The organism is Rhizobium pisi, assembly GCF_003938655.1.
GTDB classification, from domain to species: Bacteria; Pseudomonadota; Alphaproteobacteria; order Rhizobiales; family Rhizobiaceae; genus Rhizobium; species Rhizobium pisi.
On record NZ_RJJT01000021.1, the window covers coordinates 37,870 to 55,193 of the forward strand.

A 17,324-nucleotide genomic window follows, 5' to 3' on the forward strand; every position below is an offset into this window, starting at 1 on the left:
TTTCGGTCCGGGGGATTTTCTTTTTCACGCTATTTGGCGGGTGCCGGCGGCGCTCCGGGCAGGCCGTTCAGGGGCGGCAGGGTAAGGCCCGGGATCTGCGGGGAGCCATTGCCGCCACCCATGGGCGGCAGACCGAGCTGGCCGCCGAAGCCCGGCACTTCGATCTTGATGGAGTTCGGATCCACCTTCGGACCGTGGTCCAGCCAGTAGGTCACCGATTGTGGCCAGAAGATCACGATCGCGACCAGAATGAGCTGCATGCCGACCCAGGGGAGCGCGCCCATGTAGATATCCGAGGTCTTCACGTCCTTGCTGGCGATCGAGCGCAGGTAGAAGAGCGCGAAGCCAAAGGGCGGATGCATGAAGCTCGTCTGCATGTTGACGCAGATCAGGACGCCGAACCAGATCAGGTCGATGCCGAGATTGGAGGCGACCGGGGCGAGCATCGGGATGACGATGAAGGCGATCTCGAAGAAATCGAGAAAGAAGGCGAGCACGAAGATGAAGATGTTGACGAAGATGAGGAAACCGACGGGGCCCCCTGGTATGCCCGACAGCATGTGCTCGATCCAGCGCGAGCCGTCCATGCCCTGGAAGACCAGGCTGAAACAGGTGGAACCGACCAGGATCATCACCACCATAGACGTGATATGGGTGGTCGATGTCATCGCCTCGCGGACAAGCGGCCAGGTGAGGCGGCGATTCATGGCGGCGAGCAGCATGGCGCCGACGACGCCGAGCGCGCCTGCTTCCGTGGGTGTCGCTAAGCCCATGAAGATCGTGCCGAGCACGAGGAAGATGAGCACGATCGATGGCACCATGCCCATCAGCACCTTCACGAGCAGCGCCCAGTTGAAGTCGCCTCGCACCTCTTTCGGCAGCGGCGGCATCGACTTCGGTCGGATGATCGACATCACCAGGATGAAGAGCACGAAGATCGCCACCTGCAGGATCGACGGGCCGATCGCGCCGAGATACATGTCGCCGACCGACCGGCCGAGCTGGTCGGCGAGAACGACAAGCACGAGCGAGGGCGGGATGACCTGAGTGATCGTGCCCGAGGCGGCGATGACGCCGGTGGCAAGGCGTGGACTGTAGCCGTAGCGCAGCATGATCGGCAGCGAGATCACCCCCATGGTGATCACCGAGGCAGCCACCGTGCCGGTAATCGCGCCAAGCACAGCGCCGACGAGGATGACGGCATAGGCGAGGCCGCCGGGAACGGCGCCAAAGAGCTTGCCGGTGCCTTCGAGCAGGTCTTCGGCAAGTCCGCAACGCTCCAGTATAGCTCCCATGAAAGTGAAGAAGGGGATGGCAAGCAGGAGGTCGTTGGAAACGATGCCAAAGAAGCGCAGCGGCAAGGCTTGCAGGAAGACCTCACCGAAATGGCCCGTGGCGATGCCGATAATGCCGAAGAACAGGCCGACGGCGGCCAGCGAAAAGGCGACCGGAAAGCCGTAGAGCATGAAGATGACCATGCCCAGGAACATCGCCGGCGGGATGATACCGAAATCAAACAAATCCGTTCCCCTCGGTCCGCTTTACTGCAGCGGCTTTTCGTATTTCGTGTCGATCTGGATGGTGCCGGTCAACGCTGCTATCCGTTTGATCAGTTCGGAAACGCCTTGAAGTGAAAGCAGCGCGAAGCCGGCGACGAGGATCAGCTTGACGGGCCAGCGGATCAGCCCGCCTGCATTGCCGGATATTTCCCCCTGCTGATAGGAGATCGCGAAGAAGGGCCAGCAAAGCCAGGTGAGGAAGACGCAGACGGGGATGAGGAAGAGGATGAGGCCGATGATGTCGATCCAGATCTTCGCCCTATCTGAAACCGCGCCGTAGATCAGATCGACGCGGACATGCTCGTTGTTGCGCAGCGCATGCGAAGCGCCGAGCAAGACGACGAAGGCGAAGAGATACCATTGGATCTCAAGCCAGCCGTTCGAACTGTAGTTGAAGGCATAGCGGACGATGGCGTTTCCGGCGCTGATCAGGCAGCAAAACAGCACCATATATTCGGAAAGTTTGCCCATGAAGCGGCTGATCGCGTCGATCAGCCGGCTAGCGGCCAGAAGTGCCGACATTCGCCTCCCCTTGCTCTTGTTCTGCCGGTTTCCGGCAGCTTTCCCTCTTTGCAATCGATGTAGACCACGGCCCCTGAAATTGGAAGGATAAATGCCTCGCGTTGGAGTATAGTCTTAGGCGCAGCAGGCAGGCGGCGCGATCGCCGAATATTCGGACAACCCAGGCGTGGATAAATTATTTCAGTAATCTCGCGAGTAGGCTGCATTGTCTCGCGTAGGATGTAGGGTTCACGCTCTGGTTTTAGAAAATTTGACCAAATGTTTGATTCCATTGAAATCAATTTTTAAAGGGTTGGCCTTAGAATTCCCGCGCACAGGGAAAGTGTGGATGAAGCCAGATAACCCGAACAGGGTCCCTTTAGATGTGTATCTGTCGTTTGTGAGTTCCCTGTCCGGGAATCGCATGACGCTTCTTGTCGGCGTGATTGTGCACGTTGCGACGTGCCTTGCCGTGGCTGCCAAGACGCAATACTCCGTCTACATCCTGCTGTCGGTCGCCTTCCTTCTGGTCTTCGGCGCTCGCATGGCCATCTTCCGGCAGTTCGACCGTGTCGACAAGCAGAGCCTGTCGCACGCCGGAATCGAGCGTTGGGAGCGCATTCTCGTTGCCAGCGGAGCCTGCACCACCGCGCTTCTCGGCTTCGCCAGCGGCTACGCCATCTTCGTCGTCCACGATTCCTTTGCGGAGCTTGCCTGCATTTCCGTCACCATGGCGACCATGGTTTCCGTCGTCGGCCGCAACTACGGCTCGCGCTTCGCAGTCGACCTCCAGACATTCTTCTGCTGCCTGCCGATGATCATCTGCAGCCTGCTGGCGATGGATTTCTATCGCGGCGTGCTGTCGATCTTTCTCATTCCTTTCTGGCTGACGACGCGGGCCATGGCGAACGGCGTGCGCGAGTTTCTCTATGAGAACGTCATTGCGCGCCGGGAAATCACTATCATCGCCGACCGTTTCGATACGGCGCTCAACAACATGCCGCACGGCCTCGTCATGGTCGATGCCGAAAACCGCGTCCAGGTCATCAACCGCAAGGCCTGCGAGCTTCTGAAGATCGGTGCGCCGGAGCGGCTGAAGGACCGCGATCTCGGCGCCGTGCTGCGCTACGGCGCGCGTCACAGCTTCATGGATGCCTCGCAGCCGGAGCTCATCCTGCGCCAGCTCACCCAGGTCGCCGAGGGCAGCCTGTCGCGCACGCTCATTCATTTTCCCGAGAGCCTGTCGCTCGAATTCTCCGCCAGCCGAAGGGCCGACGGCGGCGCCGTGCTGATCTTCGAAGATGTGTCGAGCCGGGTGAAGGCGGAACAGAAGATCATGCACATGGTCCGCTTCGGCGCGCTGACCGGCTTGCCGAATCGCCAATATTTCGGCCAGCTCGTGCAGGAATATCTCGCCAAACATCCGAGGAAGTCCGGGCCGCTCGGCTTCATGGTGCTCGATATCGACGAGTTCAAACATGTCAACGACATGCGCGGTCATGTCACCGGCGACCATCTGCTCTGTGCGATCGCCGCCCGCATCAAGCAAGCCTCCGGCAACGCTATCCTCGGCCGCCTGATGGGAGACCAGTTCATCCTGTTCTTCCCGCATGCGAAGCAACCAACCTCGCTCGACCTCGAGATTCGCCGGGTGCACGCCTCAATTCAGGGCAACTACGAGGTCGACGAGTTGACTTTCCTCGTTTCGCTCAGCGCCGGTTATGCGATCCTCGAAAGTGACGCATTTGCGCTGGACGAATGGAGCGTCAAGGCGGATCTCGCGCTGTTCGAGAGCAAGTCGCGCTTCAAGGGCGGCATATCAGGCTTCGAGCGCGAGATGGACGGGCGCTATATCGAGCAGCAGAAGCTGAAGGCGGATCTGCGCGACGCGGTCTCGGCGCAGGCGCTGCATCTCGCCTTCCAGCCGATGTTCCGGGCTGACGGCGCACGGATCGAATGCGCCGAGGCGCTGGCACGCTGGGTGCATCCGGAGAAAGGCTCGATCCCGCCCGACGTCTTCATCCGGCTCGCCGAGGATATGGGCATCATCTCCGACATCACCCGTTTCGTGCTGTTCAAGGCCTGCAGCGAATGCATGACCTGGCCGGAGCATATCGCCGTCTCGGTCAACCTTTCTGCGCGGGATCTGCGCAATGCCGACATCCTGTCCGTGGTCGCCGACGCGCTTGCCCATTCCGGCCTCGACGCGGCGCGGCTGCATCTCGAAGTCACCGAGAGCTGCCTGATCGACGAGCCGGCGGCGGTGCGCGCCATCCTGGCGGAACTCAGATCCCGTGGCATCACCATCGCCATCGACGATTTCGGCACCGGCTTCTCCAGCCTCAGCTATCTCGACACGCTGCCGCTGGATATCGTCAAGATCGACCGCTCCTTCGTGCGCAACATCGTCGAGGATGCGCGCCGCCTCAAGCTCTTGCGCGGCACCGTCAATCTCGCCCGCGAACTGGGCCTGAAGATCGTCATCGAGGGTGTGGAGACCGAGGAGCAGCTGACGCTGCTCAACAAGCACCGCAGTGCCGATCTGGTACAGGGCTACGTTTTCTCGCCGCCCGTCCCTTCCCAGAACATCAGGCTGCTGCAAGAGGGCATCGGCCGCCGCACCGTCCAGCGCCGCCGCAACAAGGTCGCCTGAGCCGCCTGCAAGTGACTGGTTATCCAGCCGAAAATCTTGCGCCCCGTTAACCTTAATAATTTAAATTCAACGCAAATTCTTAGATTTTCTTGCCTACGTGTCGCTGGCGTATGATTAATGATCCGTTAACGAGCGGATCGAGAGAATGTCAGACACACTTTTTACGCGTAGCGATTTCAGTAGGAAAATTCTGGAAATTCTGGATCACGTCGAATATCGCCGTGTCGAAAGCAGCGAAGACATGGAGGACGTGGAGCGGCTGCGCTACAAGGCCTACAAGGCCCACGACGCACTGTCGCTTGCCCCGGAAGGCCTATTGGACGATGTCGATTTCGACAGCCATGCCTATATTTTCGGTCTGTACTATTATGGCGAACTGGTCAGTACGATCCGACTTCACTATGTGACGCCGGAGCATCGTGTCAGCCGGTCCGGAGAGGCCTTTCCCGAGGCGATGGATGAGCTTTTGGACGCCGGGCTGACCTTGATCGACCCGGCGCGTTTCGCGGCCGATCCCGAACTCACCGCCGACATGCCATGGGTTCCCTATCTGACGCTGAGACCCGCCATCGTTGCGGCAGCGTATTTCCGGGCTGACCGCGTTATTCAGTCCGTCCGGCCCCCGCATGCCGCCTTCTACAAGCGGGTTTTCTATGCCGATACCATCGTGCCCGGCCGACTGGCGGAGAGTTACGGGGTTGACGTGACGCTGATGGCGACGAATGTGATCGAGGTCGGGCGCAAGCTTTTGACGCGCTATCCCTTCTTCATCTCCAGCGCCAGCGAGCAGCGCATGATGTTCTCGCGCAATCCCAACGATACGCTGCCGCCGCTCACCATCATTCCGACGGCGCGTTTCGTGCCGCCAGGCGAACTCGGCACCGATCTGCCGCTGTGATTTCTCCTCTTTCCGGTGGAGAGACGACACTTGTGGGGCGACGACGAGCGGAGACGAGCCGTCGGCGTCCCTCATAATTTTTCCGCCTGGGAGAAGGTGTTTTTGACCCGCGCATGCGGCATTCTCATGCATTGCGCTTTCGCCTGTCATTGTGTAATTCCTGCGAGAGGGATTTCCTTCGCCCCGAGCGAGGGAATCAGGCAGCGCAAAGGCATTTCAGGGAGACGATATTTATGGCCGAACATCATACCGGACCGGTCGAGACCGGCGCGCCGATGGATTACAAGGAACATGAGCAGACCTACAACATGTTCATTGCCGGCACGAAATACGGCTCGATGCTTCTCATCGTCCTCCTGCTTGCCATGACCGCCGGTTTCTTCGGCGGCGCCGGTCTTCTCGGTGGCCTTTTCGTCTTCATCATTCTTCTTGCCGTCGGCATCGCCCTGTTCCGCTGATCGCGTAGATTCAGAGGGTCAGAGCGTCCTTTGCGCGTCCGAAAGGCCGCACGGCGCTCTGAGGGGAGGAGAAGCTTCTCCGAAGCTTTGTGAATAAGGTGCTTGGCCTGCGCGGGGGAGCCTGCGGCGGTCTGGCTGACCCGGAGGAGGGGGCAGTTGGGCAATATTGTTTTCGTTGCGAGGGAACTCACGGACGGGGAGACGCGCGTCGCCGCCTCTCCCGAGACCGTGAAGAAGATGAAGAGCTTTGGCTTCGACGTCGTCGTCGAAGCCGGCGCCGGTGTGCCGTCACGCATTCCGGACGCCGAGTTCGAGGCCGCGGGCGCCAGAATCGGCAGTTTTGCCGATGCCATCTCCGCCGATGTGGTGCTGAAGGTGCGCCGTCCGAGCGCATCGGAGATCGCGGGCTATAAGAGCGGCGCCGTGGTCATCGCCGTCATGGACCCCTATGGCAATGACGAAGCGATCGCGGCCCTGGCAAGCGCCGGGCTTTCGGCATTCGCGATGGAGCTGATGCCGCGCATCACCCGCGCCCAGTCCATGGATGTGCTTTCGTCCCAGGCCAATCTCGCCGGCTACCAGGCCGTCATCGAGGCGGCTGGTGTCTATGACCGCGCCATGCCGATGATGATGACGGCGGCAGGCACCGTGCCGGCCGCCAAGGTCTTCGTCATGGGCGCCGGCGTCGCGGGCCTTCAGGCGATCGCGACTGCGCGTCGCCTCGGCGCGGCAGTGTCGGCCACCGACGTCCGCCCCGCCGCCAAGGAACAGGTCGCCTCGCTTGGCGCCAAGTTCATCGCCGTCGAAGACGACGAGTTCAAGGCCGCGGAAACGGCCGGCGGTTATGCCAAGGAGATGTCTGCTGATTATCAGGCGAAGCAGGCAGCCCTCGTGGCCGAACATATCGCCAAGCAGGACATCGTCATCACGACCGCGCTCATTCCCGGTCGCGCCGCGCCGCGGCTCGTTTCGCGCGCCATGCTCGCCTCGATGAAGCCGGGTGCGGTCGCCGTCGACCTCGCGGTCGAGCGCGGCGGCAATATCGAAGGCGTCGTCGCCGGCGAGATCGCCGATGTCGATGGCGTCAGGGTGATCGGTTTCGCCAATATGCCGGGCCGGGTCGCGGCCAGCGCTTCGGCGCTCTACGCCAAGAACCTCGTCACCTTCCTCGAGACCATGGTCAACAAGGAAAGCCGGAGCGTCGTCGTCAATCTCGACGACGAGCTCGTCAAGGCAACGATGCTGACCTATGCCGGCGACGTTGTTCATCCCGCCTTCGGCGGCGCGAAGAAGGGAGACAACTGATGGCCAGTGAAGCAATGGACAAAGCGCTGGAGCAGCTCGATCAGGCCGTGACCGCCGTGATCACGGCGGCGGCGCAGGCGCCGGAAGCCGCAAGCGCCGCGACCGGCGGAGCGATCGATCCCTTCGTCTTCCAGCTCGCGATCTTCGTATTGTCGATCTTCGTCGGCTATTACGTCGTATGGTCGGTGACGCCGGCTCTGCATACGCCGCTGATGGCCGTCACCAATGCGATCTCCTCCGTCATCGTCGTCGGCGCGCTTCTGGCGGTCGGCATCTCCACAAGCGGGCTCGCGACAGGCTTCGGTTTCGTCGCCCTGGTGCTCGTCTCGGTGAACATCTTCGGCGGCTTCCTCGTCACGCAGCGCATGCTGGCGATGTACCGCAAGAAGGACAGGTGAGAGACGGATGACCAATATCGCAGCCTTCCTCTATCTCGTCTCCGGCGTCCTCTTTATCCTGGCGCTACGCGGCCTGTCGCATCCGGCCACCAGCCGCAAGGGCAATCTCTACGGCATGGTCGGCATGGGGATCGCCATCCTGACGACGCTGGTGCTGGCGACGCCCAGTTTCGGCGGCTTCGTGCTGATCATTCTGGGTCTTGCCATCGGCGGCAGCGTCGGCGCCTATATCGCCCGCACCATCGCCATGACCTCGATGCCGCAGCTCGTCGCGGGCTTCCATTCGCTGGTCGGTCTTGCCGCCGTGCTGGTCGCGGCGTCTGCGCTCTACACCCCAGGTTCCTTCGGCATCGGCGAAATCGGCCATATTCACACCGAGGCGCGCATCGAGATGGCGCTTGGCGTCGCGATCGGCGCGCTGACCTTTACCGGATCGATCATTGCCTTCCTGAAGCTCGACGGTCGCATGTCCGGCAAGCCGATCCTGCTGCCCTATCGGCACCTGATCAATGCGACCCTGCTGGTGCTGATCGTGCTCTTCATCATCGGTCTTGCCGCCACCGAAAGCCATTTCGACTTCTGGGCGGTGGTGGCATTGTCGCTGGCGCTCGGCGTTCTGCTGATCGTGCCGATCGGCGGAGCCGATATGCCCGTCGTCGTCTCGATGCTGAATTCCTATTCCGGTTGGGCTGCGGCCGGCATCGGCTTTACGCTCGGCAATCTGGCGCTGATCATCACCGGTGCGCTCGTCGGTTCTTCGGGCGCGATCCTCTCCTACATCATGTGCAAGGGCATGAACCGCTCCTTTGTCTCCGTCATCCTCGGCGGTTTCGGCGGCGAAACGGCGTCCGGCGGACCCGACACGTCGGACAGGACGGTCAAGCTCGGCTCGGCGGAGGATGCGGCCTATCTGATGGCGAATGCGTCGAAGGTCATCATCGTGCCCGGATATGGCATGGCGGTCGCCCAGGCCCAGCATGCGCTGCGTGAACTCGCCGACAATCTCAAGAAGAACGGCGTCGAAGTGAAATATGCGATCCACCCGGTCGCAGGCCGCATGCCCGGCCACATGAACGTGCTGCTCGCGGAAGCCAATGTTCCCTATGACGAGGTCTTCGAGCTCGAGGACATCAATTCGGAATTCGCTCAGGCCGACGTCGCCTATGTCATCGGCGCAAACGACGTCACCAATCCGGCGGCACGCGACGACAAGACCTCACCGATCTACGGCATGCCGATCATCGACGTCGACCGGGCAAAGACCTGCCTCTTCGTCAAACGCTCGCTCGGCTCGGGTTATGCCGGCATCGACAACACGCTGTTCTACAAGGACGGCACGATGATGCTGCTCGGCGACGCGAAGAAGATGACTGAGGATATCAACAAGGCGATTGCGCATTGATCGACGCAGATACAGCCACCCTCGGGCGGCTGTTCGATTCAGATCGGGTGCTGGTCGGCGTCTATTATATCTCGCCCGGCACGAGCGTCATCTTCTCGACGCCGATCGCCAGGTTAAGACCTTCCTGGGCCTGGACGTTTAACGGCTGAAGCATGAAAGCCTTGTCGGTGCCGCCGGCGATCACCTTGGCGCCGGCGCCCGCGCCGAAACTCGCATCGGCGCCGATCCCGTAATATTCGCCGGCAAGGGCGAATTGCGGAACATTCGTGCCGGTCTTTGCCAGCACCTGCCAGATCATCACGCTCTTGCCGGTCTGGCCGATATCAAGGCCGAACTTCTCGATCTTGCCGGCATAAACCGCCTTTGCGCCGCCGGCGGCCGGCGTATAGGTGCAGATGAGATTCTTCTGCGAGGTGACGATCAAGCCCTGGCCGCCATCCGATCCGCAGACGAGACGGCCAAGCGTGACATAGTCTTCCGCGCCCGCCGGGCCTACCCAGGCTGCGGCCGCCAGGGCCACGGCTGCGATCATACTTTGCTTGAACATGGTCTTTCTCCTTTGGAATGACCTGTCCGAAACGAGTGCAGATGGCGATTGTTCCTGAAGCATGTCGCGCAAACTGTGCGGCGGTTTTGCGCAAAGACATGCGAAAAACACTTAAAGTGCGGCAAGTGAACCTGAAGGATCGCGGCGCGCTTGAGTTACTCCCGCTCCAGCGTGTTGCGCTGCGCCGTCAGCACCCACAACAGGCCTTCGGGTCGGTAATCGACCTCCACCGTGCCGCGAAAGGCAGCGGCGGCATGAGCCTTGATAACGGTTGTGCCGAAGCCCGAGCGCGATGGCTCCACGACCGGCGGGCCGCCGCTCTCCTCCCAGCTGAAGCGAAGCAGCGCCTCCGGCTTGTCTTCCTCCCTGACATCTCGCCATTGGAAGCGGACACGGCCCTGTGGCACGGAGAGCGCGCCGTATTTCACCGAGTTGGTGGCAAGTTCGTGCAAGGCAAGGCCGAGATTCTGTACGGCATCCGGTTTCAGCACGAAATCTTCGCCGCTGATTTCTATCTGCTCGCGTGATTGCGGGAAGGCCTGCAGATGGATGTCGACGACCCGCCGCAGCGACACACCTCCCCATTGCTCGCTGGTCAGGAGCTCGATCGAGCGCACGAGCCCCTGGAGGCGATCGGAGACGGCGGCACTGAAGCTCTCGACGCTGTCGGCCTGCTTGGCGAGCTGGCGCATCATTGCCTGGGTGAGCGTCAGGAGATTCTTGGTGCGGTGAACGAGTTCGTGCATGACGAAGCGCAGCCGATCCTCGGTCTGGCTGCGATCGAAGGAAGCGTTCGAAAGGGCGATTGCCACCTGGTTCGCCTCGATGACGCTGGTCTCGACCGGCGAGACAATGTGGCCCTCGCCCATGCGGTTTGCCATGTCGGCGATCTCGCGGATGGTGGTGCGCACCTGCCTTGCGACGGCATAGGCGCCCAGCACGGCGACGAGCACCAGTGCGACGCCGCCGATGATGAGGAAGCGCCAGGTGCTGAGGATCGAAGCCTGGGCGATCGGTCCCCAGATCACCGTCTTCCACGACCAGCCGGGGATCTTGGCATAACCAAGCAACATGTGCGGCATGATCGCCTCGTCCTGGAAGACGCCGCGGGAAGCGGTCAGCGCCGGCAGGATGCGCCGGTCGAAGGGCGTGCCGGGCTCGAGATGGGTGGGGCCTGTGGAGGCGACGATGTGTCCGCTCTGGTCAACGACGGCGGCCGACCAGCCTGATGCAAGGCCCTCGGTCGTCACGAGCTTGCCCAGATCCCTGGCGTCCTGCGTGATGATGAGGGCTGCGACCCGATCGTCGGCTCGCGGCAGGGTGACGTTGTAGACCCAGTCGCCGCTGATCCGCCCGCGGAAGACGTCGGAAGCCTCGATGCGGCCGGAGGCCATGGCCGACTCGAGCGCAGGAATGTTCGCCACCTTGTCGAGCGGCGTGCCGAATGCCCGGCGCGTGTTCAGGAGTTGCTGCCCGCTGCGGTCGACGGCGATGACGAACATCGTATTGTCGCGCAGGGCCGTTTCCGTGCGCTCGTGGAAGGCCGCGAGGTTGCCGTTTTCCAGCTCCGGCGAGCTCGACAGCAGCCGCAGTGTCGTTGCCATATCCTGAAGCTGGCGGTCGATGATGCGTGAGAGGGCAAGCGCATCCTGCGCCGTCTCGCGCTTCAGCGTCGAACGCTGGTTGTCCTCCAGCTGCAGCAGAAGCAGCGCCACGAAGGCGAAGATCGGCAGTGCGATCGCCACCGCCATGGCGACGAGATAGGTGCCGATCGAGGCCTTGGGAAAGAACAGCGCGACGATCTTCATCTATTGCGCCATATCGCATACGCGTAGCCCGCAACAGTTTTCGCTTGCGGTTGGGAAAGCAAAGATCCGCATCTCTCGCAAACCGCCCTCGACAGGTTTTCGGACGCCCGATAGCAGGCTTATGTTAGGGGGAGCAAGAGCTGGTTGCAACATACTATGACATGTTGCTGAGGACGGCGGTCGTTTTCGGCGCGCCTTTTGACGCGGCGGGCCTGCCTTCACGGCAAGACCGTAGCCTCCGGACTGCACCGGATCGAGGATGCTTTGAAGGGCGCCGCCGGAAGATTCCATTGAATTGACGGGAGCGGCACCCCCAAAGGGCGGCCGTTGCCGCAAGCGGCTGTCGTGGGCGGCTGATGCTCCGGCCGCCCTCCGATATCCTTAGCCGGCTGAGGCGCCGACACGAGCCAGGCCGTCGCGAGCCGGCTGGTATTTGGGATCGAGGCCGACGGCGTGGCGATAGGAGCGAGCGGCCTTCGCCTTGTCGCCGCGGCGTTCGTAGACGAGCGCCTGGTTGGCCCAGGATTCGGCGATGTTGCCGTTGAGCTCGATCGCGTGGTTGAAATCGGCAAAGGCGTTGTCGTCGTCGTTCATCGCGATATAGGAAATGCCGCGACCATTATAAGGTTCGGGCGAATTCGGCGCGAGCGAGATCGCCTTCGAGAAATCGTCGATCGCCTTATCCTGCTGATTGCGCTTCTGGTAGATCAGACCGCGATTGTGATAGGCGCGGCCATCGGTGGTGCCGAGCTGGATCGCCTTGCTGAAATCGTTGAAGGCCGGATCGTCCTGGCCGGCCATGCGATAGACATTGCCGCGGCCGATATAGGCGACGTCATAGCTCGGATTAATCTGCAGGGCGGCGTTGTAATCGGCAATCGCCTGCTGCTGCTGACCCATGTTGCGATAGACGAGGGCGCGGTTGGCGTAGGCCTGGAAGAAACGCGGATTGATCTGCAACGCCGTGTTGAAATCGTTCAGTGCCTGGCGGAACTGGCCGGCGCGGCCATAGGCGGAACCGCGGACGTTATACCCTTCCGGATCTTTCGGATTGGCGTTGATAACGGCCGTTAGCGAAGCAATGTTCTCTTCCGAACCCTGCGCCTTGTCGATGTGGATCACGGCATCCGAGGTGGACGTCGTGTCGCAGCCGGCGAGACCGAACATCGCAGCCAGCGCCAAAGCGGGCAGGAACGCGGTTTTCTGCAAGCGCGACGCGCGGGATGGATTGAAGGTGGTAACAGCCATTCGGGCTCGCTTTCCCCATGCGGCATATCCGGTTTGCGGATATGCGTTCTTCAGCGGCAAAACTAAAAAGGCGGCGGCGAACCTATCGCCCCCGCCACAATGCATCTGAAAACGTCGAAAAAACGACGGCAACGCTCAGCGTGCGACCAGACCTTCGCGCTGGGCGCGCTTGCGGGCCAGCTTGCGAACGCGGCGAACAGCTTCAGCCTTTTCGCGAGCACGCTTCTGCGACGGCTTCTCGTAGTAGTCGCGCATCTTCATTTCGCGGAAAATGCCTTCGCGCTGCATCTTCTTCTTGAGAGCGCGGAGAGCCTGATCGACATTGTTATCGCGGACAAGTACCTGCACGAGAATCACGTTCCTTTGGTTGGTTGATGCCTGAGGCGGCGCAGCGCCAGGGGCAAAAAAATAACGTTCGCGCGGCCGCAGCCTTGCGATTGGTGATGCGGGATAGCAGATCAGGTACGGGAAGTCCAGATGGATATGGGAAGGCGGCCGGAAAAATCACACCTCGCCCTATATCCGGTTACGATCCGGGGGTTTCGGGCTGGGCTTCGTCCAGCGCGGCAATCGCCTCCTTGAGCGCTGTCCGGACCCGCAGCCGGTCGGCAGGCTCCAGCCGGCTCATATCCAGATGCAGGTCGAGCCCGGAGAGATGCTCGCTGAGAACGCGGCTCTTGTGGTCGGCGCCGAGCGTCAGCCCGTCGACGGCATAAGGCACGATTTCGCGCTGTATACCCTTCATCGTGATCGGCGGCAGGGGATGGGCGTCGACGATTTCGTTCACCAGCGCATAGGTCTCGTAGCTGATGACGATTTCTCCGCCCCGGGCGATCGATTGCAGACGAGCGGCGAGATTGGCCTCCGCTCCGATGATCGTATAGTCCATCCGGTCGTTGCTGCCAAAATTGCCGACGTTGCAATAGCCGCTGTTGATTCCCATGCGCACGACGAAAGGCTCTTCAGTGCCGTTCCTGCGCCATCTGTCCTTGAGTTCGCCGAGACGGCGCTGCATGTCGACGGCCATGCGCAGGCATGCTTTCGCATCCTCCTCCGGTCCCTTGGTTTCCGGGTCGCCGAAGAAGACCAGCATCGCGTCGCCGATAAACTTGTCCACCGTGCCGCCATGCTCGAGCGCAATGTTCGACATTTCCGTCAGATATTCGTTGAGCATCTCCGTCAGGGCTTCGGGTTGCAGGCGCTCGGTGGTCGCCGTGAAATCCTTGATGTCGGAGAAGAAGATCGTCAGGCGCTTGCGCTCGGTATGGACGACGACGTCCTTCTGGCCGCTGAAGATGCTCTTGTAGATCTGCGGCGAGAGATAGCGCGAAATCTTCAGGGAAACGCTGGCGAGGAACTCGTTCGCCGCTTCCAGATCCCGGTTGGCGCTATGGATTGCGCGCGTCTGCTGCCGCTGGAGCGCGATGAAGCTGATGCCGATGACGGCGACGAAAAGGAAATAGCAGAGCAGGTATTTGAAGGCGAAGACATTGCTCGCATAGGGCTGCCTGATAATGACTTCCTGAATGCCGCGCACATCACCGACTTTCCAGTCGGTCTTCGGGCTTTCGGGGTGAGTATTGTGGCAGGCGACGCAGGCCTGGCCCATGACGACAGGGGTGATGAAGCGCAGCGTATCGGTCAATCCGACGCGGGTGAGGTCGTTCAGCGTCTGCTGCGGATTGGCGCGCAGGGCTGCGAGCGCTTGTCTCTCGAAGTCGTCGAGTTCGTGGGATGCGCGGCTCTTGAAGGGAAGATCGGAGACGAAGCGGTAGGTGATATTGGCCTGCTGCTCTTTAATGACGTCGCCGAGTTCCAGGGAAAGCGTGGCCGGCAGCGGGATGGCGCCTGGTATATTCGCGTAATTGTGGGAGACGACCGTGCCTTCGATCGCGCCGCTGGCATGCGCGGCCAGAACGCGTCCCACGACATTCGCGGAATAATAGGCGCGGATGCTCGATATCAGCGAACTCATGTCGCGCGCCTGACGCCGCAGCGTATTTCCCGAGAGATCGCTGATATCCAGCCAGACGGCAAGCGGCAGCCCTGCGAGCATTGCCAGCACGACGACAATCAGCCAGTAGCCGCTCCGGCGCGCGACGGATTCGGAAATCAAGGCGACCCCTCGTTCTTCTCTGGAAAACATCCGACTTTCGATCGCTACAAGAACATTTCGCCGCGTGCCCGGCAAGATCGAAGCCCTGTCATCCCGGCAAAAGGCCAGTCGAAACCGGAAGTGTCGCACGGCAGGCCGAAAGAGAGGATCGGGACCTATCTGCGAATGGCGTTTGAAGCGAAAGCGGCGTAGCCTGTCTGCCGGCAGGAGCGGATCGCCCCGCCGGCCGCGGAGGGGACTGCCGGTAAAATCATGACGCGCGCGCAGCAAATCGGTGTCGTTATCGGCTTGGCGATCGTGGCTCTCCTCACGATGCTGCGGGCTGGCGATCCCGGGATCTTCAAGCTGATCCGCGGCGTGACGTTCGACGAGTATCAGCGGCTGGTTCCCCGGACCTTCGAGCCGATGCCGGTCCGCGTGATCGATATCGACGAGGCCTCGTTGCAGGAATTCGGCCAATGGCCCTGGCCGCGGGACCGGCTGGCCCTGCTGGTGAACCGGCTTTCAGACATGGGAGCCTCGGCCATCGCCTTCGATGTTCTCTTCTCCGAGCCGGACCGGCTGTCGCCGCGCAATGTCGTCCGCGATGTCGCAGGCATAGATCCTTCGCTTGCCGAGACGCTGCCCGACAACGACGAGATATTCGCACGGTCGATTGCCGAAAAACCTGTTGTGCTCGGCTTCGGCCTTTCCAATGAGGGTAATTACCGGCCGCCGGTGAAGGCGGGATTCGCCTTTACCGGCGAAAGCCCGGTCTCGGCTCCGCCCTATCTCGGCGCTTCGACGCCGCTGCGGCCGCAATTGGAGGCCAATGCGGCGGGGCTCGGTCATATCAGCCTCAATCCCGGCAATCCCTCGCCGGTGGTGCGGGCGGTTCCCTTGTTCCTGACCGACGGCAAGCAGCTCTATCCGAATCTCGCGGTCGAGGCGCTGCGCGTCGCCCAGGGGGTATCGACCTATGTTCTGTCAGGCGCGCCCGATCGCGCCGGCATCATGACATCGGTAAAGATCGGGGATTTCGTCGTACCGCTGACGGCGGCCGGCGAGCTCTGGCTCTATGTCAGCCCTGACCGGGCAGAGCGGTATATATCCGCCCGGCAGGTGCTTGCAGGCGGAGGAGCCTCTCCCGAGGTGGCGGCGGCCATCGACGGCAGCATCGTTTTCGTCGGGACATCGGCGACCGGCCTGCAGGACATCCGCGTCACGGCGCTTGGGGAGAACGTTCCCGGCGTTTCGCTGCATGCGCAGGCCGTTGAGCAGATCCTCTCCGGCCACTTTCTCTCGCGGCCCGACTGGGCGGACGGGCTGGAGATCCTAACGATCGCCGTGCTCGGGTGCCTGCTTGTGGTGGTGACGACCTTTGTCAGCCCTGCCGTCGCTCTGATCTGCGGACTGTTGATCACGGCCATGGCGCTTGTGGCATCCTGGTTCTCGTTTCTCTATGCGGGGCTTCTCTTCGATCCGCTGGCTCCGATCATCAGCGGATCGATTACGCATTTTGCCGCAACTTCGTTCCGCATCCTGGTGATCGACCGGGAGCGGCGCGAGGTGCGGCGCGCCTTCGGCCATTATCTCTCCCCGTCGCTGCTCCACCGCATCGAACATAACCCCGATGCATTGCGCCTCGGCGGAGACGACCGCGAGCTGACGGTCATGTTCGTCGATGTCAGAAGCTTTACCGAGATCAGCGAGCGGCTGGCGCCGACCGATGTCGTCGCCTTCCTGAATACCTTGCTCGATGCGCTGAGCCGTCATGTGGTGGCCAATGAAGGCACGCTCGACAAGTTCATCGGCGATTCGATCATGGCGTTCTGGAACGCGCCCGTCGATGTGGCGGATCATGAAAGCAAGGCCGTTCGCGCAGCGCTTGCCATGCGTGAGACGCTGGCCGAGCTGAACGCCAGCGACGCCTTCGGCTTCGGCTTCGGGCCGGGGCAGCAGGTCGGCATCGGCATTGGCATCCATACCGGTCTTGCCTGCGTCGGCAATATGGGCGCCAAGACCCGCTTCAACTATTCGGCGGTCGGCGATGCCGTCAATGTCGCAGCACGCATCGAGTCATGCTGCAAGGAAGTCGGTTTTGATATCCTGATATCCGACAGCACGGCGCGGTCGGTGCAGGGAATGGCGCTGATCGAGGCCGGCGCCCTGCCGCTCAAGGGCAAGAGCAACCGAACGCAGATCCTTGCCGTCGTCGGCGACGAGCGTGTCGCGGCATCCCCTGATTTCGCGGCACTTGAGGTCGTTCACCGGCAACTGACGCAGGCCCTGCATTCGCATTCGCGGAACAGCAGGAAGCTTGTCGCTACGGCAAAGCTCAGGGCGGCACAGGTGATCGGCGGTCTGGCGGAATTCTACCAGCGAATATCGGGCAGGACCGATCATTTCCGGGAAGTGCCGGACGAGGTCGAAAAGAGCGCCGCCGATTGAC

The 17,324-nt window shown here is 61.7% G+C and carries 14 protein-coding genes; 7 read left to right on the forward strand and 7 right to left on the reverse strand.

The annotated features are described in order from the left end of the window. Positions 1–29: 29 nt before the first annotated feature. Positions 30–1,520, reverse strand: coding sequence for a TRAP transporter large permease (locus EFD55_RS25240; RefSeq protein WP_125848572.1), 1,491 nt, complete (start codon positions 1,518–1,520; stop codon positions 30–32). A 21-nt stretch (positions 1,521–1,541) separates the two neighbouring features. After that, a complete protein-coding gene (locus EFD55_RS25245; RefSeq protein ID WP_125848574.1) occupies positions 1,542–2,081 on the reverse strand; it encodes a TRAP transporter small permease subunit in 540 nt (179 codons plus the stop codon). A gap of 328 nt (positions 2,082–2,409) precedes the next feature. On the opposite strand from EFD55_RS25245, the gene EFD55_RS25250 reads away from it, so the two are divergent. The 6 genes from EFD55_RS25250 to EFD55_RS25275 all read left to right on the forward strand — a co-directional run bounded on the left by EFD55_RS25250 (position 2,410) and on the right by EFD55_RS25275 (position 9,174). Beyond that, positions 2,410–4,713, forward strand: a complete 2,304-nt coding sequence (locus tag EFD55_RS25250) for a putative bifunctional diguanylate cyclase/phosphodiesterase (RefSeq protein WP_125848576.1) — start codon at positions 2,410–2,412, stop codon at positions 4,711–4,713. A 145-nt stretch (positions 4,714–4,858) separates the two neighbouring features. Further along, entirely contained in the window at positions 4,859–5,611 is a 753-nt protein-coding gene (locus EFD55_RS25255) for an N-acyl amino acid synthase FeeM domain-containing protein (protein WP_125848578.1), read from the forward strand. 233 nt (positions 5,612–5,844) lie between these two features. Further along, the gene (locus EFD55_RS25260) at positions 5,845–6,069 is read left to right on the forward strand and encodes an aa3-type cytochrome c oxidase subunit IV (protein ID WP_125848579.1); all 225 of its coding nucleotides are present in this window, start codon (positions 5,845–5,847) and stop codon (positions 6,067–6,069) included. Between the two features lie 156 nt (positions 6,070–6,225). After that, the gene (locus tag EFD55_RS25265) at positions 6,226–7,374 is read left to right on the forward strand and encodes a Re/Si-specific NAD(P)(+) transhydrogenase subunit alpha (RefSeq protein WP_125848582.1); all 1,149 of its coding nucleotides are present in this window, start codon (positions 6,226–6,228) and stop codon (positions 7,372–7,374) included. Continuing rightward, positions 7,374–7,772, forward strand: a complete 399-nt coding sequence (locus EFD55_RS25270; RefSeq protein WP_125848584.1) for a proton-translocating transhydrogenase family protein — start codon at positions 7,374–7,376, stop codon at positions 7,770–7,772. Before EFD55_RS25265 ends, EFD55_RS25270 begins: the two co-directional genes overlap by 1 nt. A gap of 7 nt (positions 7,773–7,779) precedes the next feature. Then, positions 7,780–9,174 (forward strand): NAD(P)(+) transhydrogenase (Re/Si-specific) subunit beta, encoded by a 1,395-nt coding sequence (locus EFD55_RS25275; RefSeq protein WP_125848586.1) that lies wholly within the window; start codon positions 7,780–7,782, stop codon positions 9,172–9,174. Between the two features lie 64 nt (positions 9,175–9,238). On the opposite strand, the gene EFD55_RS25280 is transcribed toward EFD55_RS25275, so the two are convergent. The 5 genes from EFD55_RS25280 to EFD55_RS25300 form a co-directional block, all read right to left on the reverse strand. Continuing rightward, positions 9,239–9,721: a DUF992 domain-containing protein gene (locus EFD55_RS25280; RefSeq protein WP_125848588.1), complete on the reverse strand. Its 483-nt coding sequence runs from the start codon at positions 9,719–9,721 to the stop codon at positions 9,239–9,241. Positions 9,722–9,876: 155 nt separating this feature from the next. After that, positions 9,877–11,529: a sensor histidine kinase gene (locus EFD55_RS25285; RefSeq protein ID WP_125848590.1), complete on the reverse strand. Its 1,653-nt coding sequence runs from the start codon at positions 11,527–11,529 to the stop codon at positions 9,877–9,879. A 381-nt stretch (positions 11,530–11,910) separates the two neighbouring features. Next, positions 11,911–12,777, reverse strand: coding sequence for a tetratricopeptide repeat protein (locus EFD55_RS25290; RefSeq protein WP_125848592.1), 867 nt, complete (start codon positions 12,775–12,777; stop codon positions 11,911–11,913). 135 nt (positions 12,778–12,912) lie between these two features. Next, the gene (gene rpsU, locus EFD55_RS25295; protein ID WP_003585885.1) at positions 12,913–13,125 is read right to left on the reverse strand and encodes a 30S ribosomal protein S21; all 213 of its coding nucleotides are present in this window, start codon (positions 13,123–13,125) and stop codon (positions 12,913–12,915) included. A 178-nt stretch (positions 13,126–13,303) separates the two neighbouring features. Beyond that, entirely contained in the window at positions 13,304–14,923 is a 1,620-nt protein-coding gene (locus tag EFD55_RS25300) for an adenylate/guanylate cyclase domain-containing protein (RefSeq protein WP_125848594.1), read from the reverse strand. A gap of 222 nt (positions 14,924–15,145) precedes the next feature. Between EFD55_RS25300 and EFD55_RS25305 the strand changes: the two genes are divergently transcribed. Continuing rightward, positions 15,146–17,323, forward strand: a complete 2,178-nt coding sequence (locus tag EFD55_RS25305; protein ID WP_125848596.1) for a CHASE2 domain-containing protein — start codon at positions 15,146–15,148, stop codon at positions 17,321–17,323. Position 17,324 lies beyond the last annotated feature (1 nt).